The 24,179-nt window shown below is 34.9% G+C and carries 21 protein-coding genes; 4 read left to right on the top strand and 17 right to left on the bottom strand.

Annotation, left to right across the window (positions count from 1 at the left end; genetic code table 11):
* Positions 1-28: 28 nt before the first annotated feature.
* From IGJ50_RS05235 to IGJ50_RS05170, 14 genes are all read right to left on the bottom strand, one after another.
* On the bottom strand, positions 29-766 hold the full coding sequence (locus IGJ50_RS05235) for a hypothetical protein (RefSeq protein WP_069639797.1): 738 nt from the start codon (positions 764-766) through the stop codon (positions 29-31).
* Positions 766-1,734 carry a DUF5067 domain-containing protein gene (locus tag IGJ50_RS05230; RefSeq protein ID WP_207121237.1) on the bottom strand — a complete coding sequence of 323 codons (969 nt, stop codon included), beginning with the start codon at positions 1,732-1,734 and terminating at the stop codon, positions 766-768. The genes IGJ50_RS05235 and IGJ50_RS05230 overlap by 1 nt, the downstream gene beginning before the upstream one ends.
* A 40-nt stretch (positions 1,735-1,774) precedes the next feature.
* Positions 1,775-4,345 (bottom strand): YfhO family protein, encoded by a 2,571-nt coding sequence (locus IGJ50_RS05225; protein WP_429949216.1) that lies wholly within the window; start codon positions 4,343-4,345, stop codon positions 1,775-1,777.
* Between the two features lie 28 nt (positions 4,346-4,373).
* Positions 4,374-5,045: a signal peptidase I gene (gene lepB, locus IGJ50_RS05220; protein WP_429949214.1), complete on the bottom strand. Its 672-nt coding sequence runs from the start codon at positions 5,043-5,045 to the stop codon at positions 4,374-4,376.
* A 39-nt stretch (positions 5,046-5,084) separates the two neighbouring features.
* Entirely contained in the window at positions 5,085-5,840 is a 756-nt protein-coding gene (gene lepB, locus IGJ50_RS05215; RefSeq protein ID WP_429949212.1) for a signal peptidase I, read from the bottom strand.
* Positions 5,841-5,856: 16 nt separating this feature from the next.
* Entirely contained in the window at positions 5,857-6,522 is a 666-nt protein-coding gene (locus IGJ50_RS05210; RefSeq protein WP_239574064.1) for a hypothetical protein, read from the bottom strand.
* 20 nt (positions 6,523-6,542) lie between these two features.
* On the bottom strand, positions 6,543-7,592 hold the full coding sequence (locus IGJ50_RS05205; protein WP_069639792.1) for a DUF916 and DUF3324 domain-containing protein: 1,050 nt from the start codon (positions 7,590-7,592) through the stop codon (positions 6,543-6,545).
* A 79-nt stretch (positions 7,593-7,671) separates the two neighbouring features.
* Positions 7,672-8,472: a WxL domain-containing protein gene (locus IGJ50_RS05200; protein ID WP_069639791.1), complete on the bottom strand. Its 801-nt coding sequence runs from the start codon at positions 8,470-8,472 to the stop codon at positions 7,672-7,674.
* 30 nt (positions 8,473-8,502) lie between these two features.
* Positions 8,503-9,300: a WxL domain-containing protein gene (locus tag IGJ50_RS05195; RefSeq protein WP_429949209.1), complete on the bottom strand. Its 798-nt coding sequence runs from the start codon at positions 9,298-9,300 to the stop codon at positions 8,503-8,505.
* The gene (locus IGJ50_RS05190; RefSeq protein WP_167351671.1) at positions 9,297-9,641 is read right to left on the bottom strand and encodes an LPXTG cell wall anchor domain-containing protein; all 345 of its coding nucleotides are present in this window, start codon (positions 9,639-9,641) and stop codon (positions 9,297-9,299) included. The genes IGJ50_RS05195 and IGJ50_RS05190 overlap by 4 nt, the downstream gene beginning before the upstream one ends.
* A 27-nt stretch (positions 9,642-9,668) precedes the next feature.
* Positions 9,669-12,125, bottom strand: a complete 2,457-nt coding sequence (locus IGJ50_RS05185; RefSeq protein ID WP_069639789.1) for a hypothetical protein — start codon at positions 12,123-12,125, stop codon at positions 9,669-9,671.
* Positions 12,126-12,179: 54 nt separating this feature from the next.
* The gene (locus IGJ50_RS05180; RefSeq protein ID WP_069639788.1) at positions 12,180-13,523 is read right to left on the bottom strand and encodes a pectate lyase-like adhesive domain-containing protein; all 1,344 of its coding nucleotides are present in this window, start codon (positions 13,521-13,523) and stop codon (positions 12,180-12,182) included.
* 237 nt (positions 13,524-13,760) lie between these two features.
* Positions 13,761-14,483 carry a winged helix-turn-helix domain-containing protein gene (locus tag IGJ50_RS05175; protein WP_429949207.1) on the bottom strand — a complete coding sequence of 241 codons (723 nt, stop codon included), beginning with the start codon at positions 14,481-14,483 and terminating at the stop codon, positions 13,761-13,763.
* 416 nt (positions 14,484-14,899) lie between these two features.
* The gene (locus tag IGJ50_RS05170; protein WP_429949206.1) at positions 14,900-15,949 is read right to left on the bottom strand and encodes a tyrosine-type recombinase/integrase; all 1,050 of its coding nucleotides are present in this window, start codon (positions 15,947-15,949) and stop codon (positions 14,900-14,902) included.
* A 681-nt stretch (positions 15,950-16,630) separates the two neighbouring features.
* On the opposite strand from IGJ50_RS05170, the gene IGJ50_RS05165 reads away from it, so the two are divergent.
* A complete protein-coding gene (locus IGJ50_RS05165; RefSeq protein WP_207121244.1) occupies positions 16,631-17,374 on the top strand; it encodes a TraX family protein in 744 nt (247 codons plus the stop codon).
* A gap of 767 nt (positions 17,375-18,141) precedes the next feature.
* On the opposite strand, the gene groL is transcribed toward IGJ50_RS05165, so the two are convergent.
* Both groL and groES read right to left on the bottom strand, forming a co-directional pair.
* Entirely contained in the window at positions 18,142-19,770 is a 1,629-nt protein-coding gene (gene groL / locus IGJ50_RS05160) for a chaperonin GroEL (protein WP_069639784.1), read from the bottom strand.
* Between the two features lie 61 nt (positions 19,771-19,831).
* Positions 19,832-20,116 carry a co-chaperone GroES gene (gene groES / locus IGJ50_RS05155; RefSeq protein ID WP_069639783.1) on the bottom strand — a complete coding sequence of 95 codons (285 nt, stop codon included), beginning with the start codon at positions 20,114-20,116 and terminating at the stop codon, positions 19,832-19,834.
* Between the two features lie 246 nt (positions 20,117-20,362).
* Here groES and IGJ50_RS05150 point away from each other — a divergent pair, with 246 nt between their 5' ends.
* Together IGJ50_RS05150 and IGJ50_RS05145 are read left to right on the top strand one after the other, a co-directional pair.
* Positions 20,363-20,545 carry a hypothetical protein gene (locus tag IGJ50_RS05150; RefSeq protein ID WP_069639782.1) on the top strand — a complete coding sequence of 61 codons (183 nt, stop codon included), beginning with the start codon at positions 20,363-20,365 and terminating at the stop codon, positions 20,543-20,545.
* 58 nt (positions 20,546-20,603) lie between these two features.
* The gene (locus IGJ50_RS05145) at positions 20,604-21,284 is read left to right on the top strand and encodes a CPBP family intramembrane glutamic endopeptidase (RefSeq protein ID WP_069639781.1); all 681 of its coding nucleotides are present in this window, start codon (positions 20,604-20,606) and stop codon (positions 21,282-21,284) included.
* 54 nt (positions 21,285-21,338) lie between these two features.
* Here IGJ50_RS05145 and IGJ50_RS05140 read toward each other — a convergent pair whose 3' ends face one another.
* Positions 21,339-22,004: a redox-sensing transcriptional repressor Rex gene (locus tag IGJ50_RS05140; RefSeq protein ID WP_069639780.1), complete on the bottom strand. Its 666-nt coding sequence runs from the start codon at positions 22,002-22,004 to the stop codon at positions 21,339-21,341.
* 216 nt (positions 22,005-22,220) lie between these two features.
* Here IGJ50_RS05140 and IGJ50_RS05135 point away from each other — a divergent pair, with 216 nt between their 5' ends.
* Positions 22,221-24,167: an ABC-F family ATP-binding cassette domain-containing protein gene (locus IGJ50_RS05135; protein WP_429949203.1), complete on the top strand. Its 1,947-nt coding sequence runs from the start codon at positions 22,221-22,223 to the stop codon at positions 24,165-24,167.
* Positions 24,168-24,179 lie beyond the last annotated feature (12 nt).

The raw sequence follows: 24,179 nt of genomic DNA, 5'->3' as shown, positions 1-24,179 counted from the left end.
TGGTACAGAAAGAGTTGTTTTGATTCGTTTATTCTGTATAGTCAACGATTGTTGCATAAATTTCCTTTAATTCCTTATTGCTGTCAAACCCACCTAATAATTCTTGTGACACTTTTTTCTTCTCCACAGCTTCTTTATCATTACTGTAAATAACAGCTTTTGCCGCAATTGGACGCTTATCGATTTCCTGATAATCTGTTTTAAAATTTTTAATGGCACGTTTGGTTTTTTCTTCTGAAAGATCAATCATTGCGGCACTTTTAGCTAATAACTCATCAAAATTATCTTTAGGATAAGTCACTTTTTCGCCATAGGTCGTCATAGAAAAGCTTTGAGCATTTAAACGAACTTCTTGTTGCTCTTTATTATAGGTATATTTTAAGTCAACTAAGGCAAAAACTCTTAGTTCTTCCCCTTCATTCAAGGGAAAGTAGGCGCGTATTTTCAGCTCATCGCCAGTAGCATACATTGTATATTCTGGTTCGCCAGTTTGCATCCCTTCAGTGGCAACCTCTTCTTTCAGTAACACTTTCACTTGCGACATAAGTTTTGGACTGTTCACTTTGAATTTATTTTCTAATAAATCTGTCGCTTCTTTTTCCGTTATTTTAGGATAATCAAAAGTTCCAAAAGGCTTTTCTCTTTTATTGTGCCATAATAATTGTTGATGTTCGACCTCGGTTTCGGTTGTCTGTTTTTTTGCGAAACAACCGCTGATACTTAGAAAACAAACAATTGTTACAAACAGAAGAACGGTTTTCTTCATTATTCTTCCCCCGCTTTCTCGCTGGCACTGAGTACCGCAATAGGGACATCATCGGCCGTTTTAAACGTCTCTTTATTCGGTATCAATAAAACATCACTGTCATCTTTCAACTCGTATAAAGAAACACCTTCAAGTGAATTACCAGCAGGAATTTCTTTCGTTTTTTGCTCGATCAATTTGGGAATATCTAAAATCGAATTATCATTTGCTAGTTTTCCTTCCACTAACTGTTTTCCGTTTTGTGTTGCTTGAATCAGTGAATCCCATTTATCTGCTTTTATTGCTTGATCTTTTGTTTTATTCACGACTGTATATCTAAGTGCTAAGAGTTTCTGCCCAGTCTCCCCAGTCACATTCATCACACCTGTCAGGGTTAAAGAAAAATCATCATTTTGAAAAACAATTTCATCTTCTGTTTCAGACTCAGCACCATTATCTTTTTTTTCTTTAACAGAACGAGCTGAGTCATCGATGATTTCTGCTCGTTTTTCATAATTGCCATCTTTTGCTGAATAATAATTCAATTGCACCATTCCGTGCGCCGTTTCAATATAATACAAATGCAACCAAGATTCACGTTTATCGAATGTTGTATCTAAGGTATACTTGTAGCCTTTATATTTGCCAACGTTAAATTCTTTCATAAAAATATCTGCTTCATCTTTGTAATTATATTGCTTTTTCAACTCTTTTCTAATTCGATTGCCAAAATCTGTTAAATCCATCGATTCTTTTCTTTCAGCCATCACAACTAAGGTTGAATTACTTTTTGTATCTTTTGCACCAAAAATTGCTTCATTACTGTATGTTACTTTGTAGTCTAACGATTTTTCCCACGTACTTGGTAATTGAAAGGTATACTCGATTCCTTTGCCCTCGAATGATTCCTTTTTTTTCGATAATTTTGCAGAACAACCACTAATAAAAATCAGTAGCACTAGAATTAAATACAGCTTTTTTTTATGCATCATATGCTCCTTTTCTTTTTAAAAGATACTCTTTGCACTGTTACGTTTTCCTATCCTCTTTCGTTAACCACCAGTTGAAAAATATAAAAAGAATGAGACAACTAATCAATAAACTAAACCCTATTTTAAAACCCTGAGGCAAAAAAACAAATTTGATCGTATGTGCTCCTTTAGGTACAGGTAAAGCTAAAAACGCATCTTTAAATGTTGGGATTTCAACTTTTTTGCCATCAATATACGCACTCCAGCCTTTATCATAAGGAATCGTTGTCAACACGACTTGCTCTTTAGCTAAATTTACATCGGCTTCCGCCGTTCTACCCTTCGTTTCAAAAGAGACCCCTTGCTTTTGAATCGTTCGAATCGAGTCTTCAAATACCTCAACATTCATAAACATAGCGGTCGGTTTAACTAAATGAACGACACCTTCACCAGTAAAACTAACTTCTACTTCGATTTTTTCGACCTTTTCATAATACCCTAAATTATAATACTGCCCATTTTCTTCAAGACCTGAGCGCTGTTCAATTCCGTTTACCTTCGTGATTGCTTCAACCTCCATTCCTCTGCCATACAAACTTAGATAGGCTTGTGAATGTGCGGGAACATCAATTGAGTAGGTCAGTTTTCGTAATTTATTTGGAACTGTTTTTGAGTAGAAGAGGACGGAGCCTTGATCTTCGATTTGAACATTTTCCTCTTTGATCATTTCAGCTTCTGAGAAATAAAATAATGGTTCTTTTTGATTAGACAAATAGGCAATCAGCTCTGACTGATTTTTCACGGCATCTTTCTTGTAAATTCCTTGATCTGTTAAAATTCCTAAAGGAAGCGCCAAACGATTTTCATATAATTTATGTTTACCTGCAGTCTCTTTGAGCTCATATCCATATTTTTTTGGATCATTTTCAGAAATATTATATTTTATCCCCAACAAAGCATCCATTACTAACGTATTATTTGCGTATTGTATCGTTAAATTCGTACCATTAGATCGAAAACCTAATTCATTTAAATACATAGAAGAATGACGATTTCGAATAGATGAAAACATTGATACCCCGCTATAACCATAAAGAAAACTTTCATTTCTAGAAATACTGTTCAAATTTGCCAAACGATATAAGGTACTATTTTCTTCCTTGGTCGTTGCCACTAATTGTTGGACATCTTGATAGTCACGATCAAATGCAACTCGATCAGGATAATGCCATTCAGCGTTAATTCCTGTTACCATTCGCTGTGTGTTAAACGTTATTTCACCCAGAAAAACGAGAAATAATAACACCCACCAGATGGTCATTTTTTGCTGCCATTTATGACTGACTAACCAAATTGAAAGATAAACTAATAGTAAAATCACCGTAGTAGCAATCGTTGTTTTATCTAAAAAATCATATCTTTTACGATTAGCCAAAAAAATAATCGCAAGATATAACAAAATCAGCCCAAGAACAATATTGACCAGTCGATTGGTATCTTCCCTCGTTACTTTTTCCAAACCAAAGCCTGCTAATAATAAGCCTAAAAAGGAAAAAAGAAAGCTAAAGCGAAATAAAAACATATTTGGCGAATGAAAACCATGCCAAAATAAATTCAGCGGTTCAATATAGACACTTGCAATCAATAATAGAAACAAACTGCCATAAATAAGTTTATTCTTCAAGGGAAATTTAGGGCTCACAAAGTAAAAGAGACAAAAAATCAAGCCTAATAGACCAAAATAAAGAAATGGCGAGCTGCCAAATTTGCTTGTATCATAAACTCCCACCATTGTTTTCGCCGGAAGATCCCAAATATCAGTTCCTTTTGTAAAAAAATCCTGTATCTTAGTTAGACTTTCTCCGTTATTTTTTAAATCCAATAGCGTAGGTAAAATAGTCACCATTGAGGCACCACCTGCTAACAGTGAAGTGGTTAAATAGGGCAGCAGACTTTTTTTATACTTGGCTGGATCAATTAAAAAGCGACAAATAACGTAGAGAAATGAAAATACTCCGATCATAAAAGCCATATAAAAATTAGATAAAAATAATAACAAATAGCTAATAAATAAAACAGCAGGTCTTTTTTTGTCCATCAAACGATGAATACCTAAAATCACTAATGGCAGATAGATCAACCCATCTAGCCACATTTGTTGAGGTGAATACGCAACAGCAAATCCGCTTAATGCATAACTAATACTTAGCATCAGTTTGACCCATTGAGGCACTTTGAACGTTTGATCACTCATGATCCAAAAGGTCCCGCCGATCGCACCGAATTTTAGTAAGATAATTAGATAAAGTGCATCTGGCACTTGACTATTATCAAAAAAATAAATCAACGGACTAAAAATACCATTTAAGTAGTAAGCCATAAATGACCAATAATTTAATCCTAAAGAACCATGCCATGAATAAAAGAAGCTTTGTTTTCCATGAAGCGTATTATTTAAACTCGCAAAAAAATTAGACGTTTGCGACAAAGCATCACTGGCTAAAATAGTTTTTTCACTTCCCGGATAAATACCTAGAAGTGCATAGACAAAACACATGATTCCTATAGGCAAAAAAATGCTCAATAAAAAAGCCCAGCCTTTTTGTTTCATCCAATTCATTCTTCTCATATAGTCGTTCCTCCTATAAATTCAAAATTCACTTCACTTCTCCTATCTTATTCAACGGAAAATAGCGATACGTCACAACACCTTCCACTTGTTTTTCAGTGATCAAGCCCATTGTGCGGCTATCCTTTGAAGCACTCCGATTATCCCCTAAGACAAAATAACTGCCTTCAGGAATTTTGTGAATATCTCTTAATTCTTGGAAAATTTCTTCACTGACAATAACTTTTAATGTGCTATCTGGTAGCTCTTCTGCCGGCATTGGACTAGCCGTATTTAACACTCCTTTACCAGCTTTTTGAGGTCTAAGATAAATCGCGTTTGCCTCTGCCCATAATTGATCTCCAGGAAGACCAATCACTCGTTTTACGTAACTAGTTTCATCGGGGATTTCTGGATCAAAAGTAATCAGTTCATACCGTTCAGGTAGGCGACCTTTTCGAACAATAATACGATCATTATTTTCCAATGTAGGTAACATCGAAGAACCAGACACTTGATGAGTGCTATTTTGCCATAAAAAGACCAAACAGCAGCCAAAAAACAGTAAAAAGATCATATCTCTACTTTTGAGTGTCTTTCTCATTCTTTGACTTTGTTCATTCAGTTTCTGGCTTCTTTTTTCTTTTGAATAATAGCGGTGTTTCTTTTTCGTTGAATGGCCTTTTTTGGCTGTCGAGACTTGTTTCTGATATGTAGACACCGATTGCCCTCCTACTATGTAGTGATTCCCTACTGTTTTTTAAAATTGAGTCATATGATGAAATGGTGTTATTCTTGCTTTTACCACACCTAAGATGTCTTTTTTTTCGATCCAGCCAAATTGACGACTATCTGCCGCATAATGGCGATTATCACCTAAAACGAAATAACTCTCTTTTGGCAATAGTGTTGAACCTGTTAAACCAGCTAAAGTAAAATCCTCGGTTAAACGTCGTTTTTCTTGTGCGGCTTCACTGATTTCTTTTTTTAAAAACCGTTCTACAACTGGTGCTTTATTGATCATCAATTCATCGTTTACATACGCTATCTCTTCGCCTGGTAAACCAATCACTCGCCTAATCATTACTTGTTTTGTTTCAGGATTTTTAAAATAGACGAGATCAAAGCGCTTGATTGCGCTACGTTTGCTGACAAATAAGCGATCTCCATCATCTAATGTCGTAGTCATACCATAACCGTCGACTTTTGGCATACTGAAAAATACCCATTGTAGAGCAAAAAAAAGAAGGATGAGGAGAAAAAAGCTGACACCGATTTCTTTATAAAATTGGTGTCTTTGTTTTCTCTTTTTTTTTAGAGTCCTTTTTATTTTTTTCGATTTAAGTGATTTTGATTGAACCTTTCTATTTTTTTTAGCTAATTCTTTTTTTCCTTGATTTAAGTGTACCGCCTTCTGCTTACTTTGATTTTTATGCAGCTTTTGACGACTGATACCTTTGCTCTTTTGCTTGTTGCTTACTACAGCCTTTTTAGAAGTTTTATTTGTCTGTTTCATCTTGATCTTGAGTCTCCTAATTTTTCTGTTTTAGTGCCGACTCGTTGACTTTAAAGTACTTGAAAACTGCTTTTTGCCGTTCATTTATTCGTTCGATATCTTTTAAATAGCCATCGATCGTCTCTTGTTTTTCTAATTGCTCTTGGCTTAAAGTAGACAGATTTAACCCAACATTTTTCATAGATACATAATAACGAGTTAATAATTTTGCCCCTTCTGTTGACAAACCACCTGATACTGGGCGATTCCCGTACGAGACTAATAGAGCACTTACTTCTTGGAATTGCGGATAAACTTTTTCAGCACTGCCGCCTGCTTTGACTGTTTCCATCTGTTTTTTTAGATCTTCTGTTAACAGATACCCCTGAACAACAACTTTTGCATCTTCTGACGTTAGATTGGTCAACTGATAATATCGTGCATAAAAGGCGCTGCCTGCCGTAATGAGCATCACAACGAATAAAAGAAAAACATTCGTAAGATAACGTTTTCGTCTTTTTTCCAATGATTTTCTTACATGTAACCATTTTTTTCGTTTTTCTTTATTTTTAGGACGTTTACGCCACTGCTTCTTTTTTAATTCTTTCGTGATCGAAAAGAAGTAAAATAGACAAAAAATCAGAAGTAGTAAACAAAGTATTGCAAAAGAAAGTAAACCAATAAAAAACCAATCTAATACCATCACTTTTTTGATCTCCTTTCTTACTTACGCTTTTTCTTCCCTCTCTTTTTGGGTTTCTTTTTCTTATTAAGGGTACGAACAATAAAGAAAATAGCTAAGAAAGCAATGAAAACGCCACCTACGATCATGGCGATCAATTTCCAATCGATCCCTCTTTCTTGGATCAAGGTAACATCTTGCGCATTATATTTATCTGCCTCTTCATTTGTGATTTTGAATTCTTTATCCCACGTCCAGTTTTGTTCACCACTCGTGACAACGATGTGCGCTTTGTAATCTCCTGCTTCCATCTGATCGCCATTCATCGCTAGCGGAAAATCAATCATCGAATTGGGTGCCATCCGCATATCTGCTCGTTTGATATCATATAAAACAGCTTCTGACCCCTTTTTTGTAACTTCCATTTCAACGGTCATATTATTGACAAAATCAGCACTTATATTGGAAAAATTAGCAAAAATACTATTACGATAATTGGATAAACCAGCATAAACCGTATTCAGCTTCAGCTCTGGTTTTACCGCAGTATCTGATTCACTTAACACCATACCGATAACAAAAGCATACTCATTGATAACGCCTGTTGCTTTTTTATTTTCTTCTTCTTCTTTTTTGGTAGGCTTAGATTTCAAGTGAATGCCACCAACAATTTTCCCCTCATAACTCGCTTCTGGCATCGTTATTTCCATTTTTAGCGGTTGTGTTTCTTTTGGGGCTAAGGTTATTTCTTTGGGGCCTTTTACCAAATCTTTAAAATCGTATTTCAAAGATTTGTCATTTTTTATTGCGCTGGGTCCAAATTCCAAAACACCATTAGAGTTTGTTTTAGCACCATTCAACCCAACCTCGATCGTTTGTTCTTCATCTGCACGATTTGTCAATAGAACTTCTACCGTCTGTTTTTGACCCGGTTGCATAAGTAAATTAAAATACTCGAAAGCACCTTGCTGATTTTCTGGTTTTACCGTTTCATATGTAAACTGTAGATTCGCATATACGGGTGTAGAAAATCCAATAAGTGCTACTATGTATAGACTTAAAAGTAGTCCTAAGCTGATTCTTTTTTTCATCTGATTGATTTATCCTTTCTTATTCCATCAATAAATAGTTCACCAGTTTTACAACTGGCGAACCTATTTAAATTGTGTTTTATGGTTTTGGTGTTGCTTCAAGTGTCCAAGTGATTTTAGCCACATATTTACCATTCATGATTTCTTCTGCTTGGTTCGCTGGAAGATCTAATTTAACAGACTCTTCTGGTTTTTGAGTAGCATCTTCTGCGTCACCAAAGTAAACAGCGTAACGACCGCGCCCTTTATTTTCTTCTTGGTTTTTGAAGATTAATTCTGATCCAGTTTCGTTAACAGTAGTCGCTCTGTTAAGACCAGTAGATGAAGGTTTTAACGCTTCATTATCTTTATCCGCTACTAAGTTTGCATTACCATAAGTGATTTGAGCCCCTTTGATATTTCTGATTTTTCCTTTTGCAGTATCGTTAAATTGGAAGTTTTGAGAAATAACAGCTTTTAATTCATACCCATGGTCGTCTACTTGACGATCATCTTTAAATTGTACCCAGTTTGCACGACCATCGACTTTATCTGTCGCACCGCTTGTGTTCGCATTTGCTGTCGTTGGTTTCGCCCATGAAGTAACGGCTCCAGTTGTTGCTGATTGAGAGTTAAAGACTAGTTTAGACATTCCTTGTACTAAAAATGGTCCATCTAACAGTGCTGTACTATCTGTATCAACTGTTGATTGACTAGTATAGTTTGGTGGCACAACCCCTGTAGTATCATACGTGCCGTATGTTTTACTTGTGAATTCAATTTCTCCTTCTCCAACTCCTGGTGCGGCTGGATCTGCTGCTTTTGTTACTCCTGGTGCTGTAGCTGCTACTGCGATTGCTGCTAGTAACGCTGTACCAGCTAGTTTGTGTGTTAATTTCATTTGTATTTCCTCCTAGTTTTTGTATAATATCTATGGTAACTCGGCTAATATCCAAGTTAGCACCGTTGAATAAGCACCAGTTTGTTTTTCTGTTTCTTTTGGAACAGAAAGCGTAATCGCCTGATTACTATAAACTGGTTTTTTAAAAATTGGATCTTCTATTGATTTGCCAGAAGAATCCAGTCTTGGTTCTAATGAATTTGGGCGCTCATTTTTATTTTCTTTTGATGCGCCAAAGATAATGCTCCATGTTCCGGAGCCTTTGTCAGGTTGTGCTTGCGCCAAATTATAGGTGTCGCCAATATTACTCATGTGAATAACTTCTTTGGAAACACTTGGTGAAAGGGCAGCATCTTTAGTTGAATTGGTCCATATTTGGTCTAAAGAAATCACTGCGCCTTTTAATTCGGCACCCGCTTTTGTCCTATGTTTAAATTGTTGTTCTTGCCTGACTTGTAATGTCCAGCCAGTTGAATCATCGCGATAATCTGATACTTGAACAAAATTTCCTCTAGCCTTGGTATCGCCATGAAACAATTGGGCATTGACTGGGAATACAGCAGTTTTATCAGAAATCATGACTGTGCTAAAATTTAATTTTGGTACAAAATCGATTCGTAAATCACCTTCTGTTTGCGGCGTTTCACCTGGATCAACTTGTACTTCTGGATTTTCAGGGTCACGAATAATAGAATCAGTCTCTTTAAATCGTTTAAGATCGATTTCAGCTCCACCTTCACGGGCGCTTTCGGCCTGTACTTGGTCAAACTGACCGTAAAGAAATAGTACGGTGCCAAATAACGCAACCAAAAATGTTCTTTTTTTCATTCGCTTTGCCCGTCCTTTCCATCTGCTGATTTTTTTCTTTTAAATAGATAAAAAATCAACGCAAACAAGACGATAGCTACTCCACTCACTGATAGACTTTTTGCTACTAATTCTCCAGTTGAAGGAAACTTACCTGCAGGCTTTTTTATCAGCTCATTACTAGACTCAGTCGACGACTCACTTGTTGCAGAAGTTGTTTGGGTACTTTCTTGCGTAAATACAATTTCCCCATCCGTTTGCACCGCTGCTTCTACTCCATAAGCCGGAATAGTTTTTACAGTAAACATACTGCCCACAAAAACAAGGAAAACAAGAACAACACTAGCTCGTAATTTTTTCATGATCAATTGATTGTCTCTCCTTTGCTTTTAAGGCGTTGCATTTACCGTAAACTCTATTTTTGCTTGGTACTTCCCTAATGTTTTAACAGCATCTCCTGGTACATCCAATTTAAAGCCTTTGCCTTTTGAGTTCCAAGTTTGGCTGACATCATACTCATTACTACTGGTATGTTCGTCAATCAGCAGATCACGATTTTCAGCAAGATTGAATTTTTTTTCTTCATCCGTACCGTCGTTATAGCGTAAGATGTCTGGAATAACTTTTTTAGCACCGTTTGTTTCAGTTAAAGTAAAGTCTTGTATCAATTTTGCTGACAGTGTCCATTTTTGTTTGACTGCTCGCGTATCTTTGATGATCAACGCTTTATCAAGTTTTGCTTCATTTACACGAATCGCTTTATAACTTGACTCTTCAATCCCAAAATCAAGTAAACTTGGGCTAGATGATAAGAATAAGGTCCCCTCAAATTCATACTCAACCGTATTACCTGTACCAGCAAGATTAAATTCTTCTGTTACCGTATTCGTCTGTTTATAACCCGCTTCTTTGATCGCCGCGACCGTATCAACAACTGACTTAATATTTTTTAAATTAATCGGCGCGCCAATCATTTGTGTTGAATCAACATAATCTGGGTATTTATCCGTCATATAGTTGCCATTGATTTTGTACTTGACCCTTAATTCGGCCGCAATCGGTACAACTGTTACTTTCACTTCAATATCTTTCGTGACATTTTTAGCTGTTGTTAATGTTAGCCATAACGATTTTTCTCCTAATACAGATGTATCAGGTAAAGAGTGATTTGTGCTATACGCAACTTTTATAGGCTTATCAATTTTATTATCTGTATCAACAGAAATGTTTTTCAAGAAATAGTTTTCAGTATCCGTTGGTAATGGATTCGTATTGAATGGATAATCTGTTTCAAAATCAGTATTCAGTGGAATCTTAATATCTGATTTTGCTTGTGCAGTTGGTATTCCCTCATATAACACTTTAGCTTGGGAATCACTACCATTCACATTTTTTGCCACTTCAGATTCTAATGGTTTATTATCAATGTTTAAAAAACTATTGATATAACTATAATACGCAACTGTTTTAGGTCCCGCTTGTTCAAAAATCATATAGCCGTTATCTTCATTTGTAGAATCTTTTGCATTAACATATCCGTATGGCGAAGTTGCTGTTGCATCAAACTGAAATTTAGCATTAGGAACAGCCACTACTTTGATATCAAATAAACTACCATTAAATGCATCAGAAGTAGGATCCTTTGCTGTCATTGTTACTTTTGATCGCTCTGTTCCTTCATAAGTAATAGTAAAAAGATCACTCTTTTTGATCGTTGTTCCATATTCATAAATATCGATCGATTGGATATCATAAAAATCTGGTACTTGTGTTTCAAGTCTAAATTTAGTATTTCTATTTTCTTTCGAATTATCAGCAATTCCCTGAAGGATTGAATATTTCAATGATCTGTATTCTGGATCTGTGTGTACAGCTTTGTTTCGTTCACCAGAGACAATAGGTGTTGCTGGAGCAATTCGTGCTAAAGATTCGGTAGAGTATAAAACAGCCATTTGTCCTGGATAGGGATTAGGTTGATTGTAATCCCACCCTTGATATTCCATAGTCATTTCATATTTTTGTTTTTCAAATAAATTCGTTAATCTTCCGCTTGGTTGATCTACTTCTTCATCATCACTTGTCATTTCAAAAGTGTTATTTTCTATTTTGTAACCTATGTTTGAATCATCTCTAACGTACATATCACTAAAACTAGCGGTTGGAAACGGAAAAGCTACTTTTTTATTGATGTTAACATTACTGAAATTCCACGAACCTTTTAAATCAAAACTTTCTTTTGAGTCATTATAATAAAATTCGTAATGGTATCGAACTTTATCGCCTAACTGAAATTCTTCATAGTGATTATACAAACCTGATCCAATCATTAGATAGTAGCTTCCCCAAGATGTGGCAATTGGTGTATTTGTCATACTATCCCGCTCTGAAGCATCTACCGCAAAGAAACGGAAAGAAGGATATTTGCCATTACTTTTCTTTGCAAAGTCCATTTCATCAATGACAAATTTTAAATCTACACTGCGACCATTATAGAGTCCTGCATTTCGAACCCAAACACCTTTTTCGGCACTCGGATTCTCTGGATTAAACTGATACACTTTTGTTTTACTTCCAGAAAATCCTGAATCTATTATTGGTTCACCGATAGGCTCATATGAAACGTTATCTGTGAGTTTGAACATAAAACCAAAATCACCAGATATCTCCGTATTTGATCCACTTTTAGCGACTAAATTTATCCCATTAGCTGTCTTTATATCTTGATAACCAGGTAACGGTGCGGCAAAGATTTTATTCTCATTAGAAATATGAAACTGAACATAACCAGAAACTAGGGCAATTAGCCCTAGTCCTAGAAAGAGAAAAATCTTAATATGTTTCTTCATTATTTTCCTCCTCTCTTTTAAAATTCAAAACCAAATACTGTCTTTTTACAAAGCTTAGATGCTTCCACCAGCTAAAGTAAGTTTCCCATAATTTTCAAGTTTGAATTCTTGATCACCTGTTAAACTACCAGTAACTGATAACGTTTTGCTGTTGCAAATTTTACCAAAGTTCACTGCAAATTCTTGACCGCCTCTAAATGTTTCTGTAGCAGGAGTTGTATAATCTCCACCTAATTGACCCCAAGTTGAGATACGACCAACATTTGTACCATTGATAGTTGTATTAGTGGCATAGAATAATTTTGAATTTGCACGTTTATTCGCTACTTCGAAGTTTCTTGGCGCATTTAAATTGATTACAGCACCTTTATATTCACTTTCGATAACTGATTTTGAGCTGTCACCAGTAACAACTAATTCAGCTGCACGATCTACGTTTACGACTGTTCCATAATACTGTAATTTCATTGTTGAGTAGTTTCCGCCTCCACGACCATTGAATTTCACTTTACTTCTTGAAGCTAAATTCAACGTTGGTACTTTATTTACATAGTCAGCACGCGGAATAAATTGGAATGCAACACCTGCAGCATCAACATCAAAAGTTGCACCAGTACCTACATCCACTTTTTGAACTTTGTCGTAAAATACTGGGTAATAGTGATTCACATTACTTTGTGGTCCAATTTTTACATTTACATTAGCATTATCACCAATAATCGCTTCTCCAGTTGCTTTTCCTTTGATCAAGGCACCATTGAAGTAGAATGCTGAGAATTGACCGTGATCTTTATTTGCAGCAATTCCGTTGTAAGTAGAGCCTGCTTTAAATTCAAGATCATGAACCCACGCATTTTCAGCACGAGTTGTGATTGTATTTGTGCCATCAAATGTTAATTTACCTTCACTAAGGTGAACGAAACGAGCACCTGTATATGTCACATTTGTTGCTAAAACATCCCAGCCGTAGCTTGAAGGTCCGTTACCAGCTCCACCAGTGAAGAAACGGCCGTCGCTATCAGCACCAACGATGTTAGCATTTGTGATGGTAACAAGGTTTTTGCCTTTAGTATTTTGTTTACCATAAATTGAGTTGTGGGCTGAATTGATTACTACTCCTTTATCTGCATTACCATTGATTGTTAAGTCGCGATTTGGAATATTAGTAATGTTCTTTTTAAATTGGATACTTTGGTTTACGTTGATCACAGTGATTGTTGGATTTTTCAACGCTGCATCAAATTCGTCAATCGTTGATACTTCAGCTGTCCCTTCAGCTGCATAAGCCACGATTGATTCTCCTGAAAATGGAGCTGGTACTGCTAACACTACTGCACCTAATGCAACAGTTGCAGCTAATGTTAGTAGACTTCTTTTTAATACTTGTGTTTTTTTCAATTCTTTTTCCTCCTAAAGTGTGTGTTTGTCGAAACTTTTTACTCCCCTCCTTTCCAGAAAACGAGTCATGATTTACTTACTCATATTCCTAACCAGTTTCGCAAATGATTTTTTTGACTGAAATCAAATATACAAGCATGTCTTTTCCTCCCGTTTCGTTAAAAATCAAGTGGTTTCTATATTTTTACTGAGCCTGTGTTCCATCAGCCGATTCTCAGTCTTTTATTTTTTCAGTGGCTAAATATTCAACATATAGCCTTTTGATCGGATCGTTTTGATATATTTCGGTTTATCAATATCAAGTTCAAGTTTTTGTCTTAAATGAAATACTAAATTGGATACCCGATACTTTCGATTTTGATACGTATCGTTCCAAACATTTTGATAGATTTCTTCATATGTCTTTGTTTTACGAGCATGTTTATGTAAGTATTCGATTGTAAGAAACTCTAATTTCGTTAAATTGACTTCTTTTCCATTCTCAACACAGACACTTAAGTTTTGAGGTACCAATTTAAAATCAGCAACTCCATTGATTAATGATGGTTCAACAACGGCTTGTTTATTCTCTCTTTGTTTAAAACGTTTTAGTAAGTTTCTCATCATCAGCAACGATTCATCCATATCTTGACCATGATCAATAATGCCATCTGCCCCTAGTTGCAAATAAACAATTCGTTTCGTTCGATTAGCTTTTTCTGATGAGGCGATGATCCAAAGTGGTAGTGTCGTTTGTTTCCGTATAGACATGATCAATTCACAAACCCAATTGAGATTGTTTAAGTTATAATCTTCAATAATTAAAGTATCTAGTTGCTGTAATAGATTATTATTATTTGCAAATAGTTGAGTGGTTCTTTCTTTATCGATCATTTCAATATGGCATTGAAGTGATTTTAACTCTTTCTCATACTGCTCACCTAATTCGTTGTTAAGTGATATGTACCCAATTTTGTACATTATTGATGCCCTCCTCTATCATCATTTGTCATCATTTGTCTATGCTTGCGGCTGAATTTTTCTTTTTGATCATTACTTCTATTTATTTGAAGTCTTTAGAGTATGGAAATTTCTGATTTACGATTATAATAGTTGTAAGTCTATTCATTAAGGTCTTGTAAATAGACATCGACGGTCTATCAAAAATAGGATAGTTGACCCAACTGTTTTTCTTGAATGTAGCAGTTATAAGAAAACACACTAATTTTGCTTATTTACAAACATTAGTTACTTCTATTGACCATTTTATGACGGCTTAAAAGTTCATTTCAACGCTATCTTTTCCAGTATATTTTTGCTTTAAAATAAAAAAAAGTACCTGAGAAAACTAAAAATTAGTTTTTTCAAGTACTTTTTATTAGTCCACTACGACGGAACTACAGGCCCAATTTACTATCAATAACTGAAACAGCAGCTTTTCTATTTTCCCAAAGAGAATCTGTGTATGTATCTAAGGTCAGTTTTATAGAAGCATGTCCCATAAGTTTACTTAGGGTAGCAATATCAATGCCTTGCTCCACACATCGTGTAGCGAAAGTATGCCGTAAAACATGAAAATGAATGTTTCTAATACCAGCTTCTTCTATATTTTTTCTAAATCGATAACTAATAACTCGTGGTTCAGCATAACTATTTTTACAGAAAATTACATATTCAGAAGAATCATTGTTTTGTTTTTCTAATAGATAATTTTTCAAATTTTTTGCTAATGGGATCGATCGCTTCGAACTTTTTGTTTTAGGTTCTGCCATAATAACTTCTGTTTTTTTGCTATTCGTTGTATTCTGAATTCTATAGAGCGTTCTTCTTACATAGATAATATTTTTATCAAAGTCTATATCCGTCCATTTTAAGCCACTGATTTCTCCGATTCTCAGACCAGTATACAAAGCTAAAATGACAGCTGAACAGTTTTCTTCCTTTAAAGCGACTTTCTCTAATCTATCTTGTTCTTTCATCGTTAGAACAGAGATCTCGTTTATTGCAGCTGCCGATAACGACAAGTTGTTACATGGATTAGAAATAATATAATTTTCAACTACTGCTTTATTCATAGCACTTTTCAATACTGTCACAATAGAATGGACGGTTGAAGCTGATAAATTTAAAAGAGTTAAATAATTAACGAATTCCTCAACCTCCCTACTATTTAAATGAGTCAATTGTTTTTTTCCTAGAAACGGAATAATATATTTATCCATACGCAAACGATAACTCGAATAAGTAGACAACTTAATTTTTTTACGCATCAGTACATTTAACCAATGATTTAGCCAATCTTGAACCGTACCTTCGTATATGTGAATGTTCTTGTGAGTAAAAGAGTATTGAACTTTCAATTCAGCTAATCTTTCTTTTACATATTTATAACGTTTCCCATAAATATAGCCGTAAACAATTTTTCCGTACTCATTTCTCGCTTTCATATATCGGCCTTCCCAACGGCCATCCTTTCTTTTATAGATGTTTTCACCTTTTCTACTCACTACATGACACCCTTTCCCAAAAAATTGACGGCTTATTTGACGGCTTAAAAATATAAATCTATTTTTTCTGTCTAGGTAACTACCATTCCCTGTTTAGAATAAAAGATGATACTAAATTAAAATTGGATATTTTCAATTAAAACAAACTACAGCTAAGCATTTCCATAAAATCCCCTTTAATTATTCTCAATTTTTTCTCGTTTTATTGAAAAATATGATAAAAAAAAGATATTTTAATTATAGACTGCTTCCTTACTTTGATATAGAATGGACTAGTAGTCTAAATTATATTACGGTTAACATTTATTAGATTTATATTTTCTTATAACTGCTACATTCAAGAAAAAATTTTACTACTCAGCAATAATCTCATTATAACAATATATCTTATTTTTTTCACCATTTAATATAAATTATATCTTTTTAAAAAAAGAAAAAAACTATTTTGGACAACTTCTTCTGAATTTCATCTCATTACCTAAAAATCTACTACTTCTATAATGATCCCTTTCCTAATTATAAATTCAAGCAAAAAAACTATTCCTTTTCATTTAAGTCTAATTCTAGAAATAATATGGTAAAATAATGTATCTATATAACTTACTAAAAGGAGTACGATTATTGGAATCAAGAGCTTTTTTTTCAGGTAGTCAATTAAAATGGCTTGCCGTTTTTGCCATGCTGCTTGACCACACAGCAAAAATTATTTCTTTTCAACCTTCGCTAACATTAGCTGTTCCATATGGAACGGAACCTAATAAGCTAGTAGAAATCAGTCAACGGCTAGTTCCTTTATTTATCTTATTTGGAAGATTAGCATTTCCACTATTCTGTTTTTTACTCGTAGAAGGCTTTATCCATACTTCAAATGTTAAAAAATATGCATTACGTTTGTTTTTATTTGCGTTAGTTTCCGAGATACCTTATGACTTAGCTTTTTCACATCGCTTTATTGATTTGGAGAATCAGAATGTATTTTTCACCTTATTAATTGGCTTGATTGTTATTATTGGATTAGAAAAATTACGAACCCTCACAAAAATCAAGTATTTTTGTGCTCCTCTATTGATTTTGGTGGGTATTTTTTTTGCTGAGTGGTTACGGACAGATTACGGTGGTTGGATTGGTGTTTTACTGATTGTGAGTCTCTATCTATTTCGAGACTCAACTTTATTCAACTGTATTCTAGGAGGGTTGATTCTTTTACAGAATAGCTGGTTTGGACCACTGGCTTTTGTACCGATCTATTTTTACAATGATCAACGTGGCAGACAGTGGAAATACTTTTTTTATTGGTTTTATCCAGTTCATTTGTTGGTTTTGCTTACTATTCAGCAGTTTTTGATTGCGCTTAAGATGAATTGATTTAAGCATACAAAAGAGCCCGAGAAGAAAAGTTTATTTCCAATACAGCTGCTTTTTTCTCGCCGTTTATTCAGATTTAGAGCGCGAAGCAAAACTGACCTTTGGTTTTGTCTCGCGCTCTTTCTTACGATTAGTCAAGTGGAAAATAAAGAAAAAAATATTCTAACGGCGATATCCTTTTAAAAAATGCTTAGGAAATTTTACTTAGCTAAGGGATTAATGTGAAATGTGCGATTCCTTTTTGTGAAATTAAGTTAATTCTACTGACTTTTGAGCTGAATTCTAAAAGTAAGGTTTGATCATATTAGTTGAAGTATGATAGCTACTTAATAGCTTCCGCCATATAAAAATTAGAGAAATGAATAGAATATTCAATGTCACATCATATTTATATTTGTAACTAATAAAATTATCGTTTTAGAAATATTAAACTAACCAGAAATTCAAGTTTCAAAAATTGATTTGAATAAGATACGGTATAAAAAACATATTTCTCAACAACATTGATTAATAGAGCGTTCAAAAACTTCTAATGCTCTAGAAAAACTAAAACATAAGTACCATTGTTACTTCAAACTCTGGTAATACACAATACTAATGAAATAGAATAAACTAAACATAGAGAAAAATGATTTTCATGTATCTTTACGCTCTATGTTACTAAAATAAAACTGTCTAATCTAATTAAAAAATATTTCTTTGGAACTTTCTAAAAATCCTATTTAATAAAAAAAGAACCTTGAAATATCAAGGTTCTTCATTCATTCTTACATCATGCCGCCCATACCCATTGATGGATCCATTGGAGGCATACTTGCTCCTGCTGGTTCAGGTTTATCAGCAACAACTGCTTCTGTCGTTAATAGTAAAGCTGAAACAGAAGCCGCATTTTGTAATGCTGAACGCGTTACTTTAGTTGGGTCAACGATTCCTGCTTCAACCATGTTTACCCATTCACCGTTCGCAGCATTGAAGCCAATTCCTAAATCAATATTTTTTAATTTATCGACAATTACTGAACCTTCGTAGCCAGCATTTTCTGCAATTTGACGGATTGGTTCTTCTAAGGCACGGATAACAATTTTCACACCTGTTGCTACGTCACCTTCAGCTTCTAATGCAGCAACTTTGCCGATTACGTTGACTAGAGCAGTACCACCACCAGAAACCATTCCTTCTTCTACTGCGGCACGAGTTGCATTCAATGCATCTTCGATACGTAATTTTAATTCTTTTAATTCAGTTTCTGTCGCAGCACCGACTTTAACCACTGCCACACCGCCAGCTAATTTAGCTAAACGTTCTTGTAATTTTTCACGATCAAAATCAGATGTTGTTTCAGCGATTTGATTTTTAATTAATTGAATACGTGCATCGATTCCAGCTTTTTCACCTGAACCTTCTACAATTGTCGTATTGTCTTTATCAACAACCACTTTGCTTGCATTTCCAAGATTTTCAATCGTTGTATCTTTTAATTCTAAACCTAAATCATCTGTAATCACAGTTCCGCCTGTTAGAATTGCAATATCTTCAAGCATCGCTTTACGACGATCGCCAAAACCAGGAGCTTTCACTGCAACAACGTTAAATGTTCCACGAATTTTATTTAACACTAACGTAGGTAAAGCTTCACCGTCAACGTCATCAGCGATGATCAATAATGGACGACTTTGTTGTAAAATTTGTTCCAATAACGGTAAAATATCTTGTATATTAGAGATTTTTTTATCTGTGATCAAGATATATGGATTTTCTAGAACAGCTTCCATTTTATCGTTATCCGTTACCATGTATTGTGATAAGTAGCCACGGTCAAATTGCATACCTTCAACGACATCTAATTCTGTTTCGATTCCTTTAGATTCTTCGATCGTGATGACACCGTCGTTGCCTACTTTTTCCATTGCATCCGCAATCAATTGACCAACGCGCTCATCACCAGATGAAACAGCTGCAACTTGTGCGATTGCTTCTTTCGAATCTACGACTGTTGAGATATTGTGTAATTCTTCAACAGCTGTTTTTGTTGCCAATTCGATGCCTCGACGGATACCTAATGGATTAGCACCCGCAGTTACGTTCTTTAATCCTTCACGAACGATTGCTTGCGTTAATACCGTAGCTGTTGTTGTTCCATCTCCTGCGATATCATTTGTTTTAGATGCAACTTCTGAAACCAGTTTAGCACCCATATTTTCAAAATGATCTTCTAATTCGATTTCTTTAGCAATTGTTACACCGTCATTTGTAATTAGTGGTGAACCAAAAGATTTTTCTAAAACAACGTTACGGCCTTTAGGACCTAATGTTACTTTTACTGTATCCGCTAAAATATCTACTCCACGAAGCATCGCTGCACGTGCATCTTCTGCAAATTTGATTTCTTTTGCCATAATTCCTTCACCTCAAAAGTTTTATTTTTTTATTTAAATGTTTTTTTATGCGTTAAACAGTTTATTCAACGATTGCAATGATGTCTTTACCTGAAACGATCAAATAGTCATTACCTTCATATTTTACTTCTGTACCAGAATATTTTTCAAACATCACTGTGTCGCCTACTTTTACATCGGCAGGAACTTTTGTACCGTTTTCTAGTACACGGCCTTCACCTACTGCGATAACGTTTCCTGTTTGGGGCTTTTCTTGAGCTGCTGATGCTAAGACGATACCACCTACTGTTTTTTCTTCTTCTTTCGCGACTTCAATAACGACGCGATCGCTTAATGGTTTTAACACAATAAATCCCTCCATAAAAAATATTTATCTTTTTTAGCACTCTTAGTTATCGAGTGCTAACTCACACTATTTATAATACTCATTTCACTTTCATTTTGCAAGTCTTTTGACTAACTTTTAAAAATAATTCTTTCTTTTCCACCAATCTCAAATCATTTCTACAAACTATTTTTTTACAAACTCATTATAATTCTTTGTTCTCATTCATTTCATGGTAAAATAAGAATAGAAAGCGAGGCGATTGAAATGAAACAACGAATCACAGGAGCTTTGATTGCTACTGGTCTTTATTTGATCATTGCCAATGTTGGTAACTTCTTTTTTGGTGTCACTAGGCGTTTTGATTGGACCACTACTTTATGGGAAGCAGCCTTCTTTTTCGTATTTATCTTCCTATTGCTAGGCTATCGCAATAATCATAAGAAATAAAAGTTCCATTATGGTATATTTTTTTAGGCTACAAACGATGAAAGGAGTTTTTTATTTTATGTCTACTAATTTATCGCTAAAAAAAATTAGTCTGATCACGATTCTTTTATACGGACTCGTATTCTTTTCCCCTTACTTATTTCAACCATTTTCAGCAGATATCGTGATTGCTGGCACAACCTTCACTTATATTCTCGGTGCAATTTTGATGATTTGGTTGTATTTTAAAAATAGAAAGACAGCTGTCACTATAGTGGAAGAGAAAGCCAAACTAACTTCACCTGTCTTCACTATGTTACTTGGTTTTAGTGGGATATTTATAGCGATGATCATTCAAGCAATTGTTTTTAGTATTGAAACAGCAATCACGGGAGCTCAGCCTAGTTCACAAAACACCCAAAATATTATTGCCGTAATTTTAGCTAATCCACTCTTTATATTGGCTACAACGATTGGTGGACCAATTATGGAAGAATTTGTTTTTCGCCGTTCACTGATCGGGTTAACAGAGTCTTACACCGGCTTTTGGTTTGCTGCGATCATTAGTTCTTCTTTATTTTCAATTATCCATCAAGATGGTCATTTTTTTGTCTATTTTTTCATGGGCTTCTTTTTTGCTCTATTGTATAAAATGACTGGTAAAATCTGGACTTCGATCATTGCCCACTGCGGCATGAACACGCTCGTAGTAATTGCTCAACTTGTGCTTCATTATGCAAATATTGAACTACCAAAATAAAAAACTCCCTATGCTTGCATCTTTTAAACAATGTGCAAACATAGGGGGTTTGTATTATTCTTTTTCGTCTTCGATTTCAGCATCCGCCAATTCATTGTCATGATGCAAAAAGTAAATCAACGTCTGTAATTCGTTTGTTAAGTCAACGTTTTGAATCAAAACATCTGTTGGAGCAACTAATCTAGCAGCCGTAAAGTTTAAAATACCTTTTACACCAGCATCTGCTAACTGACTTACAACTTCTTGGGCTTTTCTAGCTGGTAAAGTCAAAATAGCTACTTCGATTTGTTGTACACGAATCTGCTCCATCATATCCGTCATTGGATATACTGGAATTCCATCTACGATTCTGCCAACAATATCATCATTGACATCAAATGCGCAGCTCACACGAATACTATTACTTTGATGGAATTTATACTTTAATAAGGCACTTCCTAAGTTCCCTACACCAATCAAAGCTACATTGGTTAGCTCATCATCATTCAAAGTTTTTGCAAAGAAATTCATTAAATTCTCTACATCATAACCATAACCACGTTTGCCTAATTCTCCGAAATAAGAAAAATCTCGTCGAATCGTTGCACTATCTACTTGCACTGCATCACTGAGCTCTGTAGATGACACTTTATTTTTTCCTGCATCATGCAGGATTCTCAAATAACGATAATATAGGGGAAGGCGTCTAGCCGTTGCTTTTGGAATAATTTGGTCTTTCACAATCGTACCTCCAATACTCTAAATATAGACAAATATCCATCTCTCATAATAGCAGTTGTTCTAGTTAAAAAGCAATCTTACAGCTCAAGAAAAGAACAATTTTTCAAACTTTCTTTAATTGTCCAGATAAATTTCACTCCCCATCATTTGTATAGGTGCTATTTTCGATCGATTTATGCTACACTAAAGGCATTGAAATAGAAATGAGGATGTCCCATGATTTTACTCCAAGCAAACCAAATCGCCCGCTATTTTGGCGCAGACACTTTGTTTGAAAACATACAAATGGAGATTAGCACCAATAGTCGGATCGCTTTAGTCGGCCGCAATGGCGCTGGTAAATCTACCCTACTAAAAATAATCGCTGGTATCGATGCACCAGATGCCGGTACGATTGCAAAAAATAAAACAGCTAGCTTAGGCTATCTTGCACAAGATACTGGACTTGATTCTGATAAAACGGTTTGGGATGAAATGCTTGAAGCTTTTGTTGATGTAATCACAATGGAAAAACGAATGCGTGAACTAGAATTGATCATTAGTGAACTGCTGCCTGATGCTGTAAATTATGAGGCCGTAATGAAAGAATACGATCGACTACAACATGACTTTTCAGAAAAAAATGGTTACGGCTATGAAAATGAAATTCGTTCTGTCCTACATGGTTTTGGCTTTAAGGAAGAGTTCTATTCAAAACGGATCAGTACCTTATCGGGTGGTCAAAAAACGCGTTTAGCTTTAGCTCGTATGCTATTACAAAAACCAGATATCTTGATTCTTGATGAACCGACCAACCATTTAGATATTGATACTCTTTCTTGGTTAGAAAATTACTTACCGAGTTATTCTGGTGCGCTTTTGATCGTCTCTCATGATCGATACTTTTTAGATAAAGTGGTTAGTGAAGTATATGAAATCAGCCGTCATAAAATGCGCTATTATAAAGGAAATTATTCAAAATATTTAGAATTAAAAGCCGAACAATTGACTAGCGAGTGGAAAGCTTATGAAAAGCAACAAACAGAAATCAACAAACTTGAAGATTTTGTTGCCCGCAATTTAGTCAGAGCATCAACAACTAAGCGAGCTCAAAGCCGAAGAAAAACTTTAGAAAAAATAGAACGTTTAGATCGGCCCCAAGGTGATGAAAAATCCGCTAATTTCCTATTTGCCATTGAAAAAGCGTCTGGAAATGTTGTTTTACAAGTGGAAGATGCGGCAATTGGATATGACGCTCATATTTTATCAGAACCTGTCTCTTTAGATATTCGTCGCCAAGAAGCGATTGCTTTAGTTGGTCCTAACGGAATTGGTAAATCAACGCTATTAAAATCGATTATCGGAACGATTCCTTTCATTAAAGGTGAAGCAAATATTGGAACAAATGTTCAGATCGGTTATTATGACCAAGAACAAGCAGATTTACATGGAACAAAAACCGTATTAGCTGAACTGTGGGATGAACATCCGACAACTCCTGAAAAAGATATACGAAATATTTTAGGCAGCTTTTTATTTAGTGGTAATGATGTAGAAAAAACAATTCCACTTTTAAGTGGTGGTGAAAAAGCGCGTGTCGCTTTAGCAAAATTATCCATGGATAAAGAAAACTTTTTAATTTTAGATGAACCGACCAACCATTTAGATATCGATAACAAAGAAGTCTTAGAAAATGCTCTGATTGATTATGAAGGGACACTTTTATTTGTTTCTCATGACCGTTACTTCATTAATCGCATCGCAACGAAAGTCATTGAACTTTCCGAAACTGGCAGTAAACTCTATTTAGGTGATTACGATTATTATCTAGAAAAGAAAAAAGAAGAAGAAGAATTAGCGACATTATTAGCTGAAGAGTCTACGACTAAATATACGGAAACCGCAAAACCTAAAAATGATTTTTACCAAAACAAAGAACAACAGAAAGTCCTACGTAATTTAAACCGTAAAATTACACAAATTGAAGAAAACCTTACAACGCTTGAGACAACGATCAACCAACTTGAACAATCAATGAGCGATCCAACATTGGTTGATGACCATATGCAGCTAATGGCTTTAAATGAAGAATTAGAAACGAAACGAATTGAACAGGAAGAGTTGCTGACAGAATGGGAAAATCTTAGTTTAGAACTGGAAGAATTAGAAGAAAATAATCAATGAAAGGCGGTCAAA

Source organism: Enterococcus sp. AZ101 (assembly GCF_050499005.1).
Taxonomy (GTDB): domain Bacteria; phylum Bacillota; class Bacilli; order Lactobacillales; family Enterococcaceae; genus Enterococcus_L; species Enterococcus_L ureilyticus.
The sequence above is the reverse complement of the archived record's forward strand: the minus strand, read 5'-3'. Positions and strand labels throughout refer to the sequence as shown.